The sequence below is a fragment of the Pseudoalteromonas aliena genome, assembly GCF_038155085.1.
Taxonomy (GTDB): domain Bacteria; phylum Pseudomonadota; class Gammaproteobacteria; order Enterobacterales; family Alteromonadaceae; genus Pseudoalteromonas; species Pseudoalteromonas aliena_A.
Map to the genome: position 1 here is coordinate 264377 of NZ_JBAKAU010000002.1, position 19863 is coordinate 284239.

Annotated in this window: 21 protein-coding genes and 1 pseudogene; 13 read left to right on the plus strand and 9 right to left on the minus strand. The window is 39.1% G+C overall.

Annotated features, from left to right (window positions below; all coding sequences use genetic code 11):
* The first annotated feature begins 2 nt into the window (after positions 1-2).
* Positions 3-1067: an HlyD family secretion protein gene (locus tag V6260_RS03975; RefSeq protein WP_341592777.1), complete on the plus strand. Its 1065-nt coding sequence runs from the start codon at positions 3-5 to the stop codon at positions 1065-1067.
* A 9-nt stretch (positions 1068-1076) separates the two neighbouring features.
* Positions 1077-2126: a DUF2955 domain-containing protein gene (locus V6260_RS03980; protein ID WP_341592778.1), complete on the plus strand. Its 1050-nt coding sequence runs from the start codon at positions 1077-1079 to the stop codon at positions 2124-2126.
* A gap of 187 nt (positions 2127-2313) precedes the next feature.
* On the opposite strand, the gene V6260_RS03985 is transcribed toward V6260_RS03980, so the two are convergent.
* Positions 2314-2883, minus strand: coding sequence for a short-chain dehydrogenase (locus V6260_RS03985; RefSeq protein WP_341592779.1), 570 nt, complete (start codon positions 2881-2883; stop codon positions 2314-2316).
* A 192-nt stretch (positions 2884-3075) separates the two neighbouring features.
* Here V6260_RS03985 and arfB point away from each other — a divergent pair, with 192 nt between their 5' ends.
* Positions 3076-3489, plus strand: a complete 414-nt coding sequence (gene arfB / locus V6260_RS03990) for an alternative ribosome rescue aminoacyl-tRNA hydrolase ArfB (protein WP_341592780.1) — start codon at positions 3076-3078, stop codon at positions 3487-3489.
* Positions 3490-3575: 86 nt separating this feature from the next.
* Here the strand turns inward: arfB and arfA are convergent, their stop codons facing one another.
* From arfA to V6260_RS04005, 3 genes are all read right to left on the minus strand, one after another.
* Complete coding sequence (gene arfA, locus V6260_RS03995) at positions 3576-3776, minus strand: ribosome alternative rescue factor ArfA (protein WP_341592781.1); 201 nt, start codon at positions 3774-3776, stop codon at positions 3576-3578.
* 227 nt (positions 3777-4003) lie between these two features.
* A complete protein-coding gene (locus tag V6260_RS04000) occupies positions 4004-6544 on the minus strand; it encodes a TonB-dependent receptor (protein ID WP_341592782.1) in 2541 nt (846 codons plus the stop codon).
* A gap of 252 nt (positions 6545-6796) precedes the next feature.
* Entirely contained in the window at positions 6797-7738 is a 942-nt protein-coding gene (locus V6260_RS04005; protein ID WP_341592783.1) for a sensor histidine kinase, read from the minus strand.
* A gap of 370 nt (positions 7739-8108) precedes the next feature.
* Here V6260_RS04005 and V6260_RS04010 point away from each other — a divergent pair, with 370 nt between their 5' ends.
* On the plus strand, positions 8109-9437 hold the full coding sequence (locus tag V6260_RS04010; RefSeq protein ID WP_341592784.1) for an HD domain-containing phosphohydrolase: 1329 nt from the start codon (positions 8109-8111) through the stop codon (positions 9435-9437).
* A gap of 74 nt (positions 9438-9511) precedes the next feature.
* Positions 9512-10531 (plus strand): ferrochelatase, encoded by a 1020-nt coding sequence (hemH, locus tag V6260_RS04015; protein ID WP_341592785.1) that lies wholly within the window; start codon positions 9512-9514, stop codon positions 10529-10531.
* A 467-nt stretch (positions 10532-10998) separates the two neighbouring features.
* On the opposite strand, the gene V6260_RS04020 is transcribed toward hemH, so the two are convergent.
* Together V6260_RS04020 and V6260_RS04025 are read right to left on the minus strand one after the other, a co-directional pair.
* A complete protein-coding gene (locus V6260_RS04020) occupies positions 10999-11580 on the minus strand; it encodes a uracil-DNA glycosylase family protein (protein ID WP_341592786.1) in 582 nt (193 codons plus the stop codon).
* Positions 11581-11730: 150 nt separating this feature from the next.
* A pseudogene (locus tag V6260_RS04025) lies at positions 11731-12086 on the minus strand (VOC family protein).
* A 227-nt stretch (positions 12087-12313) separates the two neighbouring features.
* On the opposite strand from V6260_RS04025, the gene V6260_RS04030 reads away from it, so the two are divergent.
* Genes V6260_RS04030 through V6260_RS04040 form a run of 3 tightly spaced genes read left to right on the plus strand, consistent with a single transcriptional unit; the run spans position 12314 to position 14585 of the window.
* Positions 12314-12655 (plus strand): hypothetical protein, encoded by a 342-nt coding sequence (locus V6260_RS04030; RefSeq protein WP_341592787.1) that lies wholly within the window; start codon positions 12314-12316, stop codon positions 12653-12655.
* On the plus strand, positions 12652-14253 hold the full coding sequence (locus V6260_RS04035) for a PepSY-associated TM helix domain-containing protein (RefSeq protein ID WP_341592788.1): 1602 nt from the start codon (positions 12652-12654) through the stop codon (positions 14251-14253). The genes V6260_RS04030 and V6260_RS04035 overlap by 4 nt, the downstream gene beginning before the upstream one ends.
* A complete protein-coding gene (locus tag V6260_RS04040) occupies positions 14250-14585 on the plus strand; it encodes a DUF3325 domain-containing protein (protein ID WP_341592789.1) in 336 nt (111 codons plus the stop codon). The genes V6260_RS04035 and V6260_RS04040 overlap by 4 nt, the downstream gene beginning before the upstream one ends.
* Positions 14586-15058: 473 nt before the next feature.
* Here V6260_RS04040 and V6260_RS04045 read toward each other — a convergent pair whose 3' ends face one another.
* On the minus strand, positions 15059-15580 hold the full coding sequence (locus V6260_RS04045; protein WP_341592790.1) for a lipocalin family protein: 522 nt from the start codon (positions 15578-15580) through the stop codon (positions 15059-15061).
* Positions 15581-15700: 120 nt separating this feature from the next.
* On the opposite strand from V6260_RS04045, the gene V6260_RS04050 reads away from it, so the two are divergent.
* From V6260_RS04050 to V6260_RS04060, 3 genes are read left to right on the plus strand one after another with little or no spacing between them, the layout of a single operon-like run.
* Positions 15701-16156 carry a YaiI/YqxD family protein gene (locus V6260_RS04050; RefSeq protein ID WP_058405404.1) on the plus strand — a complete coding sequence of 152 codons (456 nt, stop codon included), beginning with the start codon at positions 15701-15703 and terminating at the stop codon, positions 16154-16156.
* Positions 16157-16720, plus strand: a complete 564-nt coding sequence (locus V6260_RS04055) for a DUF6942 family protein (protein ID WP_341592791.1) — start codon at positions 16157-16159, stop codon at positions 16718-16720. It begins immediately after the preceding gene.
* Positions 16721-16739: 19 nt separating this feature from the next.
* Entirely contained in the window at positions 16740-17132 is a 393-nt protein-coding gene (locus V6260_RS04060) for an ACT domain-containing protein (RefSeq protein ID WP_341592792.1), read from the plus strand.
* A gap of 155 nt (positions 17133-17287) precedes the next feature.
* On the opposite strand, the gene V6260_RS04065 is transcribed toward V6260_RS04060, so the two are convergent.
* Positions 17288-18169, minus strand: coding sequence for a LysR family transcriptional regulator (locus tag V6260_RS04065; RefSeq protein ID WP_341592793.1), 882 nt, complete (start codon positions 18167-18169; stop codon positions 17288-17290).
* Positions 18170-18313: 144 nt separating this feature from the next.
* On the opposite strand from V6260_RS04065, the gene V6260_RS04070 reads away from it, so the two are divergent.
* Together V6260_RS04070 and V6260_RS04075 are read left to right on the plus strand one after the other, a co-directional pair.
* On the plus strand, positions 18314-18919 hold the full coding sequence (locus tag V6260_RS04070) for a short chain dehydrogenase (protein ID WP_341592794.1): 606 nt from the start codon (positions 18314-18316) through the stop codon (positions 18917-18919).
* Positions 18920-19018: 99 nt separating this feature from the next.
* Positions 19019-19189: a hypothetical protein gene (locus tag V6260_RS04075; protein WP_341592795.1), complete on the plus strand. Its 171-nt coding sequence runs from the start codon at positions 19019-19021 to the stop codon at positions 19187-19189.
* 1 nt (position 19190) lies between these two features.
* Here V6260_RS04075 and V6260_RS04080 read toward each other — a convergent pair whose 3' ends face one another.
* Positions 19191-19847: a class I SAM-dependent methyltransferase gene (locus V6260_RS04080; protein ID WP_341592796.1), complete on the minus strand. Its 657-nt coding sequence runs from the start codon at positions 19845-19847 to the stop codon at positions 19191-19193.
* Between the last annotated feature and the right edge of the window lie 16 nt (positions 19848-19863).

Consider the following 19863-nt stretch of genomic DNA (forward strand, 5'->3'; position numbering starts at 1 on the left):
AAATGACTCCCGATCAAAAATTTGCACGCTATGTGAGGTTTTCTCTCATAGGGTTTATTTTCGTATTTATCTATTATTTAGTGGCAGATATGGTTTTACCTGTTACGCCTCAAGCGCGTGTTTATCATCCTGTTGTACAAATATCTCCACAAATTAGTGGCCGCGTTACTAGTGTAGAAGTGAGTAATAACCAAACGGTTAAAGCGGGCGATGTATTATTTAGCCTCGACCAAGACCCATATATTTTAGCTAAAGAACAAGCCCAATTAACACTGGATGATGCAAAGTTACAAAATAAACGTTTAGACACCAATGTAAAAGCAATTGAGGCACAAATAAGTGCAGCAAAAGCTAAACAACACGAACAAGCGTTGCTCAAAAGTCGTGGCGAAAAGCTGTTTAAGCAAAAGTCTATATCAGAGCAAGAGCTTGAAAGTATTCGTGCAAATTTTCAAGCGAGTAAGTCAAATGTTGCAGCGCTTGAAGCACAATTAGCTGAGGCTATGTTAGCTCGTGGTGAAAGTGGCTCACAAAATTTAGCCATGCGACATGGCGCTAACCAATTAGCGCAAGCTGAGCTTAATTTATCGTACACACAGGTGCGTGCTTTAAGTGATGGCACCGTTGCTAATTTGCAGCTGCTAGATGGCGCTTACGCTTTAGCTGGGCAACCTTTATTAGCTATTGTTGCTAAAAAAGCTGATTTAGTTGCCGACTTTAGAGAAAAGTCACTTTCAAATATGAAACCAGGTGCTAAGGCACTGGTGGTATTTGATAGCCGCCCTGGTGAAGTTTACGAGGCAATACTTGATACGTTTGAAGCGGGTGTAAGTAGCGGACAGCTAAGTGCCAATGGCTTATTAAGCACCACCGAAACCAGTAATCGCTGGGTACGTGATGCACAGCGTCAACGAATTCATTTAAAGCTTACAGATCATCAAGATTTAATTGCTAATATGCCCAGTGGTTCTCGTGCAACAGTGCAATTATTACCACAGTCGAGCATAGGGCAATGGTTTGGTTCAATACAAATAAGGCTTATTAGCTGGCTACATTATATTTATTAAGGAGGCCTTATGAGCAAAGTTGTTAGCCAAGGCCCACAATTAGACTCCAATGGCCTGCGCCAAGCATTGCGTATTGCTGGCGGGTGCACCATTGGTTTTACAATTAGTAAATTAATGAATTGGCCAAACGGTATATTCTTTACCGTTTACCCAATGTTGTTATTAGGCATGGTACCTACACTTAGCCGCGCTGTTATAACACAATTTTTTGCCTCGGCTGCGTTTAGTGCATTTATAGTACTTATTATGCAAGGGTTGTTTTCTCACTTACCTGTAGTAATGACCTTGTTAGTGTTTGCGGTTTTTTGTATTTTGTTTTATCAAATGAGCTGTGGAAGCGCCTTTTTATTTGGTGCTTTAGGTGTGGTGAGTTTGTCTATTCAGCTGCACTTTTCAAGTTATGTTGATCAAGGTACTAGCATTTACCCGCTTATTTTAAGTAACGGTTTGGCTATTTTTTTAACCGTGATCATTGCAGCAATAATGCATGGCCTATTTCCTGACGTAACGGCTCGGCCTGGGCGAGCAATGCCTAGTAAAGCAAAAGAAAGTATTCGTCATGAAGTACTGCTTTGTGCAAGTGTGGCTACGCTTTCTTTTGTGGTTTTTCAGGTACTTGATTTAAACGATTCTATTTCAGCGCAAGCAGCATCGGTACTTATTTTATTTTCATTGTGCTGGAAAGCCGCAGGAATGGCTGCATGGCAACGTGCTATAGGCACTCTTATTGGCTGTAATGCTGCACTTTTATCGCAATTGCTTTTGTATAGTCACTCAGACTTTTTACTTTTTCCAATCATCACTTTATGGATACTGTCGTTTATATTTGCACGTTTTCATATTTTAGGTGGCGGTATACCGGGCATTGGTTTTGGTGTATTAACTACGTTTGGCATTTTATTTGGTAATTCTCTGGGGCCTGGGCAAGATCTAATTTACAGTGCTTTGTACCGGTTTAGCTCAGTGTCAGTGGCTATACTTTTAAGTCTATGTGCAGTGTATGTTGTGCATCATATACTCAATCGATTTAGCGTTACTCGCCACCATACTTTTGACTAAGCTGACTCGTTTTTAATCTAAAAGGCTGCAATTGCAGCCTTTTAATTTTTTAGGTACGTGAAATAACTTAAAGCGATATTATCGATACTCAAGATGTGTAATCCGCCTATAAATAGAAAGCTTTTAACAATGTTAAAGTGTTTCTAATTCGTTAAATTATTCCAAAGTACCTTCTCTTGCTACAAATTTATAATAGTGCAAAAAGCTTCTCAAGCTGTGGCATATACTCGCTTACAAGTTCAAGGTTGTTTTCGCTAACTACTGGCTCATTTGACTCTGATGTGTTTGATGCATTACCCAATGAACCTATTAAAGAGCTAGCGCCTTTATCCTTAACGTTTTTTATGCTTTGAAAGCCGCCCATTAGTTTATTGGCTGTAGCTTTATTTTCATCAGATAGACCTGATTTAAGGTTTTCGATGTAAGCCATTGATACTTCTGAACCTACAGTGATTAGTTGCTCTGGTGTAAAGCCGTAACGATTAGTTAGTTCTTCAAAGCTTTTGTATAAATCTTGTTCTTTTATGATACTAAGTGCGCTATTGGCTAGTGAGCTTTGCTCTGATGCTGTTTGATCCGAAGACGCCCCTAGCATATTACCTAGATCTACTCCCTTTAAGGAGTCTTGAGCATTTGCCCAGCTTGTTACTGCTGGTAGTGCTTTCATATAGCTTTGAAGCTGACTTTCGTTAATATCTTCTGCAAAACTTGAGAAACTCATTGCTAATAAGCTAAGTGATATAAGTGTTTTTTTCATTGAGCATTTCCTAATATTAAAGTAGTGCCAATTAGAGACTAATTAGCAACTGTTGCCAACACAAAACAGAGTATTAGCGGGTTTTATAGCATAAATTATGGTTTTTTAAATAAGCTCTAAGAGTTTAGTTCATTCACCACAAGGTAATCTTCTAATGATATAATGCATTTTTAAAAAGTAGGGCTGAACACAATGTTAACAATTTCAAATGCTGTCACTATTGATGAATGGGAACTAGAACTTACTGCTATTCGTTCGCAAGGTGCCGGTGGTCAAAATGTTAACAAAGTAGCAAGTGCAATTCATTTACGCTTTGATATTAATCGTTCTAAATTGCCTGATTTTTATAAGGAACGTTTACTTGCCTTGAATGACTCAAGGATTACTAAAGAAGGAGTTTTAATAATAAAAGCACAGAGTCACCGTACTCAAGAGCTCAATCGGGAAGATGCTCTTAAGCGTTTAAAAGATTTAATACTTAGTGCCACTGTAGTAAATAAAGTTCGCCGTGCTACTAAGCCTAGCCGTAACTCACAGCGTAAGCGCATGGATAAAAAAACTAAACATGGACAAAATAAAGCGCTGCGTGGCAACATAAAGTTTTAGTTTAAAATTTTTAGTAGAGCTTGCAACTACCGTAGTGTGTAAGCTCTACTTAAAATAGATATAAAGCCCTATTTGATCGATGCTATTTAAGCGGCGATTAAATAAGACTCTCGTCCTATGTGTTTGTTGTTGCGTTTAAACGAGCCTTTTCCTTTTTTAGCTTTTACGACTTGTGGTTTAAATAATTTAGAGGTTACCAACGCTGCTAGTGCATTGTGATTTATAATGCCTCGCCCTGTGTCTACCGCGCTGATGTTTGCGGTTTTTGCTTTAGATTTTTTAGTCATATATTTCCTATCAACTAATTGATTATTTAAAATAAATAATAAAGAGGCTTTTATGTTGTCCGATTAAAAGCGCAGCTTTAAATTGTAGGCGGGAGTTTACCTCGCGCTTCTTAAAAAATGGCGATTGTAGGCTTAATTTTCAACCGCGCAAGTATTTTTAATAATAAAAAGTATAAAAAAAGCGCAGTTAATAACTGCGCTTAATGTTACTTAGTTTGCTTTATAAATTAAAAGCTAAAGCTTACTTTTGCGTAGTACGTTCTGCCGTCAAAGCCATAAGGCAATGCGCGTACAGGGTATTTAAATGCGCCGTTGGTGATAAAATTAAGTACTTCGTCGTCGCCTAATTCATCTGGCGTTTCGTCAAATACGTTATCAGCACCTACCGAAAGCGCAAGCATATCATTAATTTGGTAACTAACATTTAAATCAACTAACACTGCAGACTCAACCGTACTTGTTGGTTTAAATGAACCAATAGGCGAAAGCTCACCTGGTAATGAAATATGGTCGTTACCAAAGTATTTTACGTCTGTTTCGCCAAAGTAGTTAAAGCGAATGGTTGATGTGTAGGCATCGCGTTCGTAGTCAAACGTAAGCGTTGCACGCTCACTTGGTTGTCCGTCGGTAAAAAAGCTGCGTTGTAAATCGTCAAAAGCAACCGCTTCAGGAATACCGTCTTCTGCATTTACGCTGTCAATTTTAGTATCGTTTAGGTTACCTGCAAAGGTGACTCCTAAATTACCGCCTTCAACCTCTGTGCGGTACGATGCAATAATATCAACACCTTGCGTAGTTGAGTCAACCGAGTTTGAGAAGTAGTTAGCTTGCACAGCTCCCGTTGCTTGTAGCGCTGCAACTGCTTCTGGGCTAAACGATACGTCGTCAACTGAAAGTAAGCTGCCAAGTGTAATGCGGTCTTTAATTTCGACGCGGTAAAAATCAACTGTTAACGAAAGCTCGCTTGTTACATCGTAAACAAAACCTGCACTGTAGTTTGTTGAGGTTTCAAGCTCTAAGTTATTTACGCCTAACGCACTTGGGAAAGCTGTACCCGTGTTAGCAGTAAACGACTGCGTTAATGTACCGTCTGAGCCTAAGTTAGTTGTAAAAGCTGTATAACCACTTTGTTGAAGTGATGGTGCCCTAAAACCAGTAGATAGTGCACCACGTACTGCAAAGTCATCATTTAATTCATAACGTGTTGCTAATTTACCAATCAAATCGTCGCCAGCATCTGAGAAATCTTCATAACGTAGCGCACCACTTACGTTCCATGCGTCGGTGATCATGGTTTCTACGTCTACATAAACTGCGTAGCTGTTACGGTCGCTGTCGTTAGCCGCTTCAGGGCGTAGGCCGTTATAAGCTTGAAAACCACACTGTGCAAATTGATCCGGATCGTTTACTGATGGGTACGAGGTATCCATATTTGCTAAACCACACGCGTATGAGGCTTCATCGCCAGGCACTATTTCGTAGTTTTCTTTACGATATTCGGCGCCAACTGTTACATACAAAGGCTCACTACGGCCAATATCCACAATACCGTTTATATCAAGGTTAACCGTTGTTTGGTCAAACCTAAAACCACCTGAGTAACCGCCAGTAGGGCCTGAGTTTGCTGCAATGTCGGCATCGCTTGCATCTGGGTTATTAAACAAATATTCAGCCGCGTAAGAAGCATTTAATGTATTGCGTGATGTAAAATCGTATTGGTTTTCACCATAAACAGCCGATACATCGTAAGTCCAATCTGTATTTATATCGCCTTTAAAACCAAGCGCAACTGAAATATCTTGTGCTTCGTTATATATGCGCGGTAAAAAACCATCACTATATACTTGGGTTACGTTTTTAGAGGCTTCGTTAAAATTACGGTAAAAACCATTACCCAGCGCCGTACGTTCTGAGTAGCCACCAAACGAGTAAAGCTCGCCGTCGCCCATTGGTAATGCCATGTTGTAAAATAACGACGTAAATTCACTTTCTGAGTTACCTTGGCCCCAGCGTACATCTTCACTTAGCGTACCTGGTTCAACATTAAGCGAACCACCTGTATCGCGCTCTGCGCGATTAGTTCCGTCGGCATCACGGTATTCAAGCGATAGGTTAATAAAGCCGCCTTCGTTACCTAATTCAAAACCACGGTTTAAACCTGCTGAAATAGTGTCGCCGTCACCTTCACTTGTGCCGCCGTATTGTACAAAACCCGTTGTAATACCGGTTGAGTTATTAAGAGATAAGTTAATTACGCCTGCAATCGCGTCAGAGCCATATTGCGCGGCTGCGCCGTCGCGTAATACTTCAACGCCTTTGAGCGCTGTTAGCGGAATGGCATTCATATCGGTACCCGCAGCGCCTGCACCTACTGTACCGTTAAGGCCAAAAATTGATTGGTTATGACGACGCTTTCCATTTACTAATACAAGAGTTTGATCTGGTTGTAAGCCACGAAGTGTTGCGGGTCTAAATAAATCAGAACCGTCTGATACTTGTGTACGCGAAAAGTTAAATGAAGGCGCTGTCGCTTGAAGGCTTTGGCCTAATTCGGTAAAGCCTCCTTTAGTTAAATCATCCGCGTCAATTAAATCAATAGGAGAAGAAGATTCTGTAGAGGTACGATTAGATACGCGCGATCCTAATACAGATATTTGCTCAATGTTTTTTGCAGCTTCCACTGGTGCTTCTTCTGCGTTAACAACGCTTGGTGCGCTAAAGGCAAAAGCAACGGCTACAGCCAGTGTGTTTAAACGGTATGTTGGCATAGTGACGACCCTGTTTTTTGTATTCTTAATAATATGTGTTGTTATGAGGCTCATAACCTGTTGCAAACATCCTAGCAACATATGCAAGCAAAAAGAAATGAAAAAAACTAAATACTTGGTATAAATATGCAAATAAACTTCAAGGTAAGAAAAAAACACATGGAACGGTTGGAAAGCGCGCTAATAATAGATTAAATTTCAAAAAAACAGAATGTCTAATACTTTATTTATATTGTGATTTTTTTCGTTATTTTACACTTTTAGGGGTAATAGACAGCGGATGGTCGTACCTGTCCCTAATGAGCTGTTAACTTCTATTTTTCCACTATGATCACGTACCATAGCGTAAACAAGAGTCATACCCATCCCTGTTCCTTGGCCCACTTCTTTAGTTGTGTAGAAGGGATCAAACATATGTTTTATAGTATGTTCGCTCATACCGCAGCCATTATCTTTTATCTCTATACAGATATTTTTCCCTATCTCAAATATATTCATTTCAATAATGCACTTTCTTTCCAAGCCAAATTCACAAGCTTGCCAAGCATTCATTAGTAGGTTTACAAAAATCTGATTAATTGACGATAAGTTGCACATAATGAGTGGTAAAGGTCCAAATCGAGTTGTAATTTCACATAACTTAAGTTTGGTACTCAATAATTTTAAAGCATTATTTGCCGCTATGATTATGTCGGTAAGTTGTTTATCTTGTTTTGAGGTCGGGTGGGCAAAATTTAATAAATTGTGGACAATTTGTTTTATTCGTTTGAGGCCCTCTACACTATCATTAATTTGTTCAGGGAAATTATGATAAACCCAAGAAAATGGGTGTTTTAGGTTTAGTATATCGAGTTCATGTTTAAAATGACTTTCTTTAATTTCATTGTTCAAATATCGTTCATTAAGTTTTAAAAGTAATATAAGTAAAGGGCTGGTGTGGTGAAGGCTTTCAAGGTTGCTCGTTGCATAAGCAAGAGGATTGTTTATCTCGTGGGCAACACCTGCGCAAAATGTACCTAAGGTGGCCATTTTTTCAGTCTGAACGAATAAAGTTTGTTGACGTTCTAAATCAGCTACTTTTTTTTGTAATTCATCATTTACGGCAACTAAAACACTGCTTTTATCTTTAAGTAATTGCTCTGCCGCTAAGCGTTGCTTTCTTTCGTTTAAAAAAGCGAGTTCAAAATTATCCATTCCTTTAACCTGTATAAAGAACTTTTGTACTTAACCTTTAGTACCCTATGCAAAAATTTGCAACTAATACCAATCCGCAATAATACTTAATCATTTTGCGGGGCTAAGCGTGTCGCTACCTGTGTCAAAAAATTCTTATTTAGAACAACTAAATAGCGAGTTTTTTGCCTAGCTATCAACACGTTTTTCCATCCTCAAAATAGATCACTTAATTAAGCGAATCGATATAAAGTATTTGTCGACTTATATATGTAAGATTTATGGGTTGTTGAGAATACCCACTACACTAAATTTAATATAGATAGAGTAAATGCCTCATAGCATCATTTTTAAGCTAATATTTAGTTAGAGGTAATTTTAAGGTGAATCAATGACTCAGAAAAATTTAAATACTCCTATCAATCAGGTTGATGTACTATGCATTGATGATGATGAAATAGTACTGCGCTCACTAACTCGTTTACTTGAAGTAAACAACCTATCAGTTATAGCTTGTGATAACCCACAAAACGCATTAACCCTTTTTAAAAATCATGAATTTGGTTTAATTATTAGTGATATGCGTATGCCATCAATGAATGGTGCTGAATTTTTAGAAAAAGTACGAGGACTAGCTCCAGATACTCAACGTATTTTATTAACCGGCTTTGCTGACATAGAAACCACCCTAGCGGCTGTTAACCAAGGACAAATACATGGTTATATTCAAAAGCCATGGCAAAACGATCTATTATTACGTAGCATTAAAAATAGCCTCGAAAAATTCTCTCTAAAAAAACAGAATAAAAATTTAGAAGAACAAGTTAAAACTCAAAATCAAGAATTAATCGAGCTTAACAATACGTTAGAGCAACGAGTAGAGAAACGTACAAAACAAATAAAACAAGTGCTCAAGCAATTGGAGGACGCCAACGAGCGTGAAAAGCATGAGCATAAATCAACCGTAGAACTGCTTTATAACTTTATAAACGCAAACCCTTACCTTGATGGTAACAAAGCACAAAACATTGCTAATACCTGTACACAAATAGCGCTTTATCTCAATTTATCTAAGAAAAGTATTGAGCTTGCTCCAATGGCTGGTTATTTGGCGCAAATAGGCTTACTTGCTATGGATCCTGAACTTTATAGAAAACCAGTAAGTCGCTTAAGTGAACAGCAACGCAAAATTTTCTATACCCACCCAAGTACTGCACAGTTAATGTTAATGCCAGCAGTGCATTTACATGATGTATCGGATGCTATTTATCATCAGTTTGAGCGTTATAACGGAAATGGTTTACCTAAAGGACTTGTCGGAAATGACATACCTATTGGTGCGATGGTGCTTAGCCTTGCTCGTGATTACTGGGAAGCATTTGAGTTAAGTAACAGCACTACCGATAAGGAGCGACATTTAAATGCGCTCCAAAATGTGAAGTTGTACAGTGGCACTTTTTATCACCCCAAAATTGTGCGTGCACTTGAAGCTAGCCATGGCAAACTCAACGAAAAAATAAGTACCGCTGGATCAATATTAATTTGTAATGCCCATGAACTTAAAGAGCAAATGGTACTTGCCCATGCATTACACAGCCATGTGGGTATAATGTTGCTTTCTAAAGGTCATGTATTTAGCCGTAAATCAATTGAAAAACTGCAGCAGCTAGAATCGAAAAAACCAACCCCATTTAGAATTATGGTTAAAACTGCTAAATGATTGATCTAAACTGCAGTTTTTTTCGTTACAATGTGCATAAAATAGATTATTGAATTTGCTTGAAGGAGCACTTTGTGTCGCGATTTTCTGCGGTTACTGACAACCCCCATGATGGGCGTTTTAACCAAAAAACGGGAATACTGCTTACTAACTTAGGCAGCCCTGATGCACCAACAGCGGCTGCGCTTCGTACATATTTACGCGAATTTTTATCAGATCCACGCATTGTAGAAATACCACGCTTGGTATGGATGATAATTTTACACGGCATTATTTTACGCGTACGCCCAAAACGTTCGGCTAAATTATACGAGAGTATATGGACCGAAAACGGCTCACCACTTACTCACATTACTCGCCAACAAAGCGTCAAGCTAGATACCTTATTAAAAGAGCAAGGTTATACCAATACAGAAGTAGTAATGGCTATGCGTTATGGCAACCCTTCAATAGAGGCTGGCCTTGAAAAGCTTCGTGATAAAGGCCTAACGCGTATAATTATTTTACCAATGTACCCGCAATATTCTAGCCCAACTACGGGTTCTACGTTTGACGCTGTATCGAGCGTACTGCGAAAATGGCGCTGGGTGCCAGAACTGCATTTTATAAATGGGTATCATAAAAACACCCATTACATTGAGTCGCTTGCTAATAGTATTAGTGAGGATTTAGAAGCGAACGGTATGCCACAAAAAATGGTATTTTCGTATCACGGTATGCCAAAATTATTTTTAGAGCGCGGCGATCCGTACCATTGCCTATGTTTACAAACCACGCGTTTAGTTGTCGAAAAATTAGGCCTTGATAAAGACAAAGTAATTAGTACTTTTCAAAGTCGATTTGGTAAAGCAGAGTGGTTAAAGCCTTATACTGACGCAACCCTTGCAGCCTTACCTGATGAAGGTATTACCGATGTAGCTATCATAAGCCCTGCTTTTAGCGCCGACTGCCTAGAAACACTTGAAGAATTAGAAGGTGAAAACCGTGAAATATTCGAGAACGCAGGCGGCGAAAAATACCGTTACATAGCGGCACTAAACGACAGAGACGACCACATAGAAGCTGTGTTTGATGTTGTAAAACCTATGTTGTAAATCAGACTTATAAAAGCGCATAGCTAAACATATTTCGCATTAAGCGGTGTTAAATTTAACATCGCTTTTTTATAGGCAATAAAAAATATATTTTAATTTACACCAATTTACTTAATTAAGTGGTTTATTTTGAGCAAAGAAAACCTTGCTAATAACACAAAAAGTTCGTTATTTTGCTGTTTTATATCAGAAGTTTTTAACGCAGTTAGTGTAAGGTTTAACTCCCAAATTGATCAGATATTACTTGATACTAGAATGGTTTAGTACAGCATAATTTTTGGCTTATTAAAGTAACTAGATTTTTTATTCTGGATCATTGACGTTGCTATTTTAATCTTTTTGTTAACTGTAAAGCCCCTTTACAACAAATCCTAGACTAGAAAATGGTTATAATCCTCGTACTGTAATTTAATCTCACCTAGATACAACAAGTTTAAATCTATAAAGGTCAATGGGTCCTAGAAGTGCTATTTATTTAAAATAGCAGCTATCCGCTCGCTAAGTTCTGGAAGTACATCTTGTTCAAACCATAGGTTCTTTTTAAGCCATATATTATTGCGCGGACTGGGATGAGGAAGCACTAAATAATTTGGCCAATACTCACGCCACGATTTTACTAACTCCGTAAGTGGCATTTTTTTAGTGTCTGGTAAATGATACGCCTGCGCGTATTTACCTAATACTATTGTCAGCTCAATATTTGGTAGTGCAGCCAATAATTGCTCGCGCCATGCTGGGGCACATTCTTTTCTCGGTGGTAAATCACCCGACTTACCCTTACCTGGATAACAAAGGCCCATAGGTAAAATGGCTATATTATTGGCATCGTAAAATTCATCTCTTGTTATCCCAAGCCATTCTCGCAGACGGTTTCCGCTTGCATCGTTAAACGGCACGCCTGTTTCGTGAACTTTTATACCCGGTGCTTGGCCCGCGATTAAAATACGTGCGTTTGGGTTAAATTGTATTACAGGGCGAGCCCCTAAAGGTAAATGAGGTTCACAGATCACGCATTTACTAACTTGTTCTATTAATTGGTGACTATTCATGTTTATTTGGCCTTAAATGCTTAATATTTATCCTAAATGGCCATTTAGGATAAATGAGTTGGTAAAAAATCGGTTTATTTTAATTAAAACGAGCGTTAGTTAGTAAAATCGTGATCTTTAAGCTCATTCGCGCTACAAGCCTTGTAAAACCTAGTGTTGTTCTGCCCATACAGCAAATTCATTGCCGCTCGGCTCTGCAAAATGAAACCGGCAACCACCCGGAAATTCAAAAATAGGTTTTAATATTGTGCCACCATGGAGTTGTACTTTTTTATACGTGGCGTGAATGTCGTTACTATAAAAACCAATAACGCAGCACCATTTTGAGTTAGCGATTTAAGCGGCGCATTAAAAAAGCCACCATCAAGCCCTTGGCCACTAAACGCCGTGTATTCTGGGCCGTAATCGGTAAACTGCCAATTAAATACACGACTAAAAAAGGCTTTAGTTGCGGGTAAGTCGCATGCAGGGAACTCAACGTAATTTAGTTTTTCGTGATCGCTCATCGTTATTCACTCTTTATTTTTACTCAGTTTATTAACCTTAAGCTTTACATAGAGCCTGTGCAATATCATTAAATAATATCAGATCAGTATTTTACTAAGTAACTAAGTACGCATAACTTACTTAAAAATTAAACACCTCAAATGAGAATAACTATCTTTTGTATTTGTAACATATATAATAGCGCCTTTGTTTTATCCTCAGCTTTAAATAAAGGGATTAATTAACTATGCAGGCACCTTTGCACAGTGCGCCATTCGATAAGGTTAACGTGATTGCGCTTATAGTAAAAAGTGTAAGCAGTTATCGAGTTTTGGTATTTTTACGTTTTTTTATTGCCATAATTGGTGGCTATGTTTTTACCTCTGCAAGCACTGCGTTATTAAGTTTTGTATTGCCAATAGCTAAACAAGACGCTGTGCTGTTTAGTGTTTCAATCAGCATTTTAATTTATGCCGTAGTATTTATTTATGCCTTTAGCGTTAAATCATTAAAAACAGTGTGGATCAGTATTTTACTAGGTACGGGAGCGTTCATTGGATTGCTTGCATTACTGAAGGGTTGGGTATGAAAGACAGCTTTTTCAGATCGATGACTTGGTTGCACACTTGGGTAGGGTTACTCGTTTGTTGGTTATTATATTTAATATTTTTTGCAGGGACTCTTAGCTTTTTTAGAGACGAAATAACCTTATGGAATCAACCAGCCATTCATAATGTACAAGCCCAAACACAGCGTATAGAAGCGCAAAAACAACAAATAATTACCGGATTTGATTACTTAGCTAACCATGGAGCTAACTCATCAAGCTGGCGTATTACATTACCCGAGCCACGCATTCCTTATTTAATTTATGGTTATGCAAAACCAAAAGAGCCAGGTCAGCGCCGCAGTAAGTTTGAAAACACACAGCTAAACCCTAATTCCATGCAAGAGCTTGAGCCCTTTGTAGATACTAAAGGCGGTAACTTTTTTTATCGGCTGCACTATGATTTACATTACATGGATGCAATAACCGCACGCTGGATTGTGTGCTTTGCTAGCTTTTTTATGCTGATTGCCATTATATCGGGGGTGGTTATTCATAAGCGTATTTTTAAAGATATGTTTAGCTTTAGGCGTAACAAAGGTAGCCGTACATGGTTAGATGCCCATAACTTAAGCTCTGTGCTTGCCCTTCCTTTTCATTTAATGATTACTTATACGGGTATAATTACACTTATATTTATGTTGTTTCCCTACCCTGCGCAAACCTCTTATGATAACGGCATGCGTGGTTTTTTTAACGATGTAACCCCTCGCAATACCATGACCGATAAAGCCCAAGGCGAATCATCAATGGTGCCGATTCAACGCATTTTAGATCAGGTTTATACTAAGTGGCCTCATGCAGATATTACTCGCGTACAAGTTAACCAACCAAATATGGCAGCTTCAACAATTACCGTATTGGTAAGCGCAGGTAAAACACTACGTGACCAAGCACCACGCTTAATATTTAGTGGTGCTACAGGGCAAATGGTCGCTAAAACTGATGACGAGCTAACTAGCAGCAAAGCGCTTTACGAATCTCTTAATTCTATGCATACAGGGCGTTTAGCTACGTGGTTGTTGCGCTGGTTATACGTATTAGGCGGTATTGCAGGCTGTGTAATGATTGGCTCTGGCTGTATTATGTGGGCTAAGCGAATTCGCGAGCGAACTAAAAATAACGTTAAACCTTCGTTTGGTTTAAAACTAGTTGAAGGGTTAAACCTAGCCACTATTATGGGACTTCCACTGGCAACGTGTGCATTTTTTATTGCTAACAGACTACTCAGCCCAACTACCGCAGAGCGCGCCGATAAAGAGATACTCGCGTTCTTTTTAACATGGCTAGCGGTTGCTCTTTTAGCACTTATAAAGCGCGACACACTGCAATGGCGAGTTATGGCAGCTATAAATGCTGTTGCATGTTTAAGCGTACCGGTTATTAATGCACTTACAACTAACGGTAATATAGTTAGCTATTTGATGCACAAACAGTGGGCTTTATTTACTTTTGATGCACTATTTTTACTGTTTAGTATATTGTTTTTTATACAAACCGAAAAATTACGTACTGCTAAAGGCAACCTAAAAACAATCAGCCTTAGTCAATCTAATAACCTTAAAAAGCAAAAGCCATGATTGATTTACTCGGTTTTAGCCTATGTTTACTCAGTTTTAACTGTTTTGCGCTGGCTAAGTATAATCATTTTAAAGATGTATTTAAAAAACGCCCTACAGAACCCCAACGTAAAAAGCTGCTATTAGCTGCTTGGATCAGTATTTTACTAAGCTTGGTGCTTTGTATAGTTACTCAAGGTGGATATGGAACATTACTATTTTGCGGCTTTATGAGCCCAAGTATCTTAATTATAATGGTTTTTTATAATTTTTTAGTAGGCTACGTAAAGTGGTTTAGTGTTTTAAATAGCGTATTAGTTGTACTAAGCGGGTTGTTTTTAGCATTAAACTAGCCTTAGTTAGTAAAAATGTGATCCGTTATTTTCCCATAGATTAGGGCGTGTTGATCTTTGGTGGGTGAATTTGCAGCAGACTGTTTGGTATTTAGGCAAGGCAGGGCCTATGTAGTGTGGTTATTCCCCATAAATAGGCGATAACGCAGCATAAATACCAAACATGCTCTGCCCAAAGGGTTCTTTCTAGGGACGATTAACTCTTTGTTGCTCGGTTTTTACTTAGCCCACTAGGTTACAAACCTCGCGCCGCGATTTAATCGCCCCTTGATTGAACAGATTTCAATCCACAAAGATTAACACGCCCTAGGCAAAAAAAATGGCAAGCTATATAGCTTGCCAACAATAGGGATATTCTGTGTTTCTAATACTTGCTGTCTCACGGCAAGTACACACAATATAACCATAATATATTTAAGTTACTTTACAGTTAGATGACTCTTTTATTACTACTGTAAAGGGGCTTTACACAGCTATTGCTTAACCCAAATAACTTGCTCTGTTGCAAAACCAAGCTCTTCAGCTTTAGTTGTAAAATGTTGTTTAAGTTCATCACTAACTGTAGGTGTGCGCGACAAAAACCATAAATAATCACGGTTGTAGCTCGTTATAAATGCATACTGGTAGTCAGGCTGGTCAAGTTCAAAAATTACGTAAGCGCCATAAAATGGGCCAAAAAACGACACTTTGAAATGGCCTGTATCAGTCCTTTCTACAAATTTAGCTAAACCCACTGCTTCATCCCACTTTTGCTCTTTGGTGATATAGCCTTTGTTAAGTACCTTTACAGTACCGTCGTCGTTTACTGTATAAGTAGCTGTTACCTGATCCATACCTTCTTCAAAAGAGTGATCTAGGCGAGCAATTTCGTACCACTTACCTTTGTATTGCTCAAGATCAAAGTTTTTAACGGGGGTAATACCTTCAGGTGCACTTGTGCAGGCAGTGAGTAAAAATAACCCTGTAATAAGTAAAATAGTCGTAATAGATTTCATGAAAGCTCCTTTTTAAAAGTGATGATGTTTGTACGACCGCAAGCAAATAAAGTTTGCTAGCCGATTAAAATAAATTGCTATAGGATCAGTTAAATACTAGAGCAATTAAAAGATTAAAGCATGAAAATATGGGTAGATGCCGACGCGTGCCCCGTGGTCATAAAAGAAATTCTTTTTAGAGCAGCAGAGCGCACACAAACACCAACCATTTTAGTGGCTAACCATGCAATGCGCATTCCGCCTTCAAAATTTATTAGCCGCGTACAGGTTTCTAGTGGGTTTGATGTAGCCGACGACGAAATAGTAAAACGTGTTGAAAAAGGCGATTTAGTTATTACGGGCGATATTCCGCTAGCAAGTGAAGTAATTGATAACGGCGGGCAAGCACTTAACCCTCGTGGCGAGCTTTACACGCCAGAAAATATTCGCTCGTTGTTAAACGTGCGCGACTTTATGGATACTATGCGCTCAAGCGGCGTTGAAATGAGTGGCGGACCACCACCGCTTAGCCAAACCGATCGCCAAAATTTTGCAAATAACCTTGACCGCATTTTAGCGCAAAATAAGGCAAAGTAAGTGACAGAGCAAGTTGTTGGTTTAGGTGAGTATGATTTTAACGTAGCTGTGTATGTCGCAAAAGCACCGCCTATGCCCTACTTTGAAACCCTTCAAAGTATTGAGCCTGTAATAAACGAGCAAATAAATACCATAAACCAGCACTGTGGAAATGGTTGGCGTAAGGTGTTTAACATATACGCTAAAGTGTTGTTTGCGCTACCGAGCGAGCATTACAGCTTTGCAAAACAAGCCGATAGTTGGCAAGCGTATCGCGATAAATTTTTACTTCAAAAAAACAGTAAAACCGCCCTGCTATTTAGCGCGCCTGACACGACTATTACTTGCCCAGATAAAGCTACTAGCAATAAAAACCAGCTACATATAATTGCTGGGCGTACGCACGTTAAAAACTTATTACAACAAGGTAAGTTACATGCACAATTTGATTGGCTCGACGACGAGTTTGCAATAGACACAACTAACAACATTATTGTGTGCCCGTATTTTGATTACAGGCAGCTAAGTAATATAAAAATAGCGAGATTAAGCGAGCTAGTCGCGCATCTAAAAGGCACTAAATAACACATTGTAAGGAACGACCATGGCCGGAATTTTAGAGTTAAACGAATTATTAAAATCAATGCTGCCTGTGCTTAAACAAGGTGAGTACATATTTTGCTGTTTAGCAGGCTCACTTGCCGATTATGTTCATCTAGAGCCACTTGCCACTTATGTTGAAGAAGAAGGGCTAACCCTTATTTTAAAAGCTGAAACTGCCGATAAAGCAGGTATTACTTACGAGGGTAAATATAATTTAATTACTCTTAATGTACATTCAAGCTTAGAGGCCGTTGGGCTAACAGCTGCAGTATCTGCAAAGCTAACTGAGCATGGCATTAGCGCTAATGTGGTAGCTGCGTTTTATCACGACCATATTTTTGTACAAACAGACAAAGCACAAGCTGCAATGAAAGCGCTTGGAGAGATTGGTTGAATTGCTTGCACAGTAATGATCTGAGTGATGTGGATATTAGAGCGTCGGGTGGCGCTTCGCTTAACCGACCTACATTTCATGATGCTCATGGCTTAAAAATTTTATTAAATTGTCTAATATCCGCTTTATTTTTATTACAAATAATAGTTTTTGTATCACTCAACAACCAGCTTTGATACCACCCATTTATGTAGCGGGTTTTGATTGTAGCGTGGGTGCCATGCGGCTATTACATCAAACGGAGCTGGTAGCTGCTGTAGTTCTATTTTTACCAGATCTGAGCTTACTGCGCGTGAGGGTAAAAATGCGATGGAGTCTGTAGTTTCTAAATACATGGGCACAATAGAAAAACATGGTGCCGACACAACAACATTGCGTGTTAAATCAAAGCTTTTAAACCAATCGTCAATAGAGCCTTTGAAATTTGGACGCGAAGGCGAGGCAATAATGTTTGGGTAGCTGGCTATTTGTGCAAGCGTTGGTTGTGTCCCTGCTATTGATGAGTTAGCTGAGGTAACGCAAATATGTTGCTCTTCAAATAACTTAATAATGGGGTAAGTACTTGGAATATAGTCGGGGAAAGCTATCGCTAAATCGACTTTACCACTTTCCATTAAGTCGTGCAGGCTGTCGAGTTCAAAGTCTCTTATTATTAGCTTTAAATTGGGCGCTTGTTCTCTTAGCTCTTTTACAAGCGCTGGCAAAACAACTTGCTGTGCGTAGTCGGTAGCGGCTATTACAAAGGCACCATCAACCGTTTTTGGGTCAAATATTTTAGGTGCTAATAATGCTTGAAAGTCGTTTAATAGTTTGTCTATGTCTACCGACAACTCCTCTGCATAAGGCGTTGGTACAAAGCCGGTGGTTTTTCTTAAAAACAGCTGATCGTTAAATACATCACGTAGCTTTTTTAGTTGCTCACTCACTGCTTGCTGGGTTAAGCCCAATTTACTCGCCGCTTTTGATGCGTTTTTTTCGCGAATGAGCGCTTGAAAAATACGTAGCTGTTTTATATCTAGCCTGTCTAACTTACTCATACCAATGCCTTTGTTGTTTAAGCATGATTAACGTATCACATTACCATTTATTTTTGTATCACTTACATAGAATGGTTGTTTCTAATTGTTGAACTGTCCCCTTACTATGCTCCTACACACTAAATTGAATGATTGGAGCAAACAATGAAAACAGTAATTTTAATAGGCGCACTGGGCAAAATGGGTCAAGCGGCATTAACTGGCTTAACTAAGCACAAAGTAATTACAGCGGGTCGCTCGGGCGATGTAGATCATATTGTTGATATTACGAGTGAGCAGTCAATTACTGAGTTGTATGAAAAAGTAGGCCACTTTGATGCAGTAGTAAACACAGTAGGTTTATGCGAATACGACACCTTTGCTGATATGAGCGAAGCCCAATGGATGACGACCGTTATGAGCAAAATGATGGGGCAAATTAACCTTGTACGTATTGGTCAAAAGTACATTGCCGATGGCGGCTCATTTACGCTGATTAGCGGTATTTTAAACGTTAAACCTATCCCTTTTGCGATTGCTGATGCAACAACAAGCGGCGCAATAGATACGTTTGCAAAATGCGTATCACTAGAAATGCCGCGTGGCACGCGTATTAATGTGGTTAACCCTACTGTGCTTGAAGAAGCATGGGACGTATATGGCGAAATGATGCCAGGTTTTCAACCTGTACCAAGCAAGCTTGTAGGTAAAGCGTTTGAGCGTTCAGTTGATGGCTTTATCACTGGCGAAGTTATTTTTGTAGATGCATAACTACCCGCCAGATTGGTCAGAGAAACTAGCAAATTAATAAGCGCTTTGCATTAACAGTAACTGCAAAGCGCTTGAACACAGATTTTAACAGGTGATGAAATGAAAAAATTAATACCCGTATTTGCGATATTATTGGCCGCAGGCTGTGCCAATGTAGCGCCAAGCTCGCAATATGTTAGCGAGCCCGGCGAAAACTCTAATAAAGAATGTAAAACAATTCCGCGCCATAAACATACGGTTAAATGGTGCAGGCCGCATCCTTCAAGATAAGTTAAACAACGTACCCGCTAAAACCAAGCGCTTTAAAATACAGCTTCGGAATGCCAAATTTACACTCATTTAGCAGTTCGCTAAAGCGCATTCTATCAAGCGGATAAAACTCATTCTCTAAGTCATGCCCTGTTTGTTTTTTACCTGTTTCGGTTAAACCCAATTGAGCGCAAGTTGTAAGCTGGGCTTCACGCTCAAATGAAGTTTCGGGGCGCATTAAGTCTGCAATATACAGGTTTGCGTCTTTTTTAAGGCTTCCTTTAATTGCTTTTAATAACTCTTTTTTATCGCCGTTATCTTCTAAAAAATGCATTACTAATAAACATAAAACGGCATCTGCTTTAACCGATAACTTATCAACAGGGGCATTATGTACATCTACGCGGCTTGTTATGCCTTGCTCATCAAATTGCTGCTGTGCGATAGCAAGCATATCGGCTGATGTATCTTGCACGGTAAATTGCCATGTAGGGTTTAGTGCAGCCAGAGCAAGTACTTCTTTGCCTGTGCCTGCTCCTACTACTAAAATATGTGCGTTGTCGCTTAGTGTTGCTTGTAGCTGCGTATTAGTGAGCTGGTGTAATAATTCATAACCAGGAACTAAACGGGTTATGCGGCTATCATATTGTGTTGCTTGCTCGCCTGTAAACGTTGGCATTGTATCTCCTTGTTTT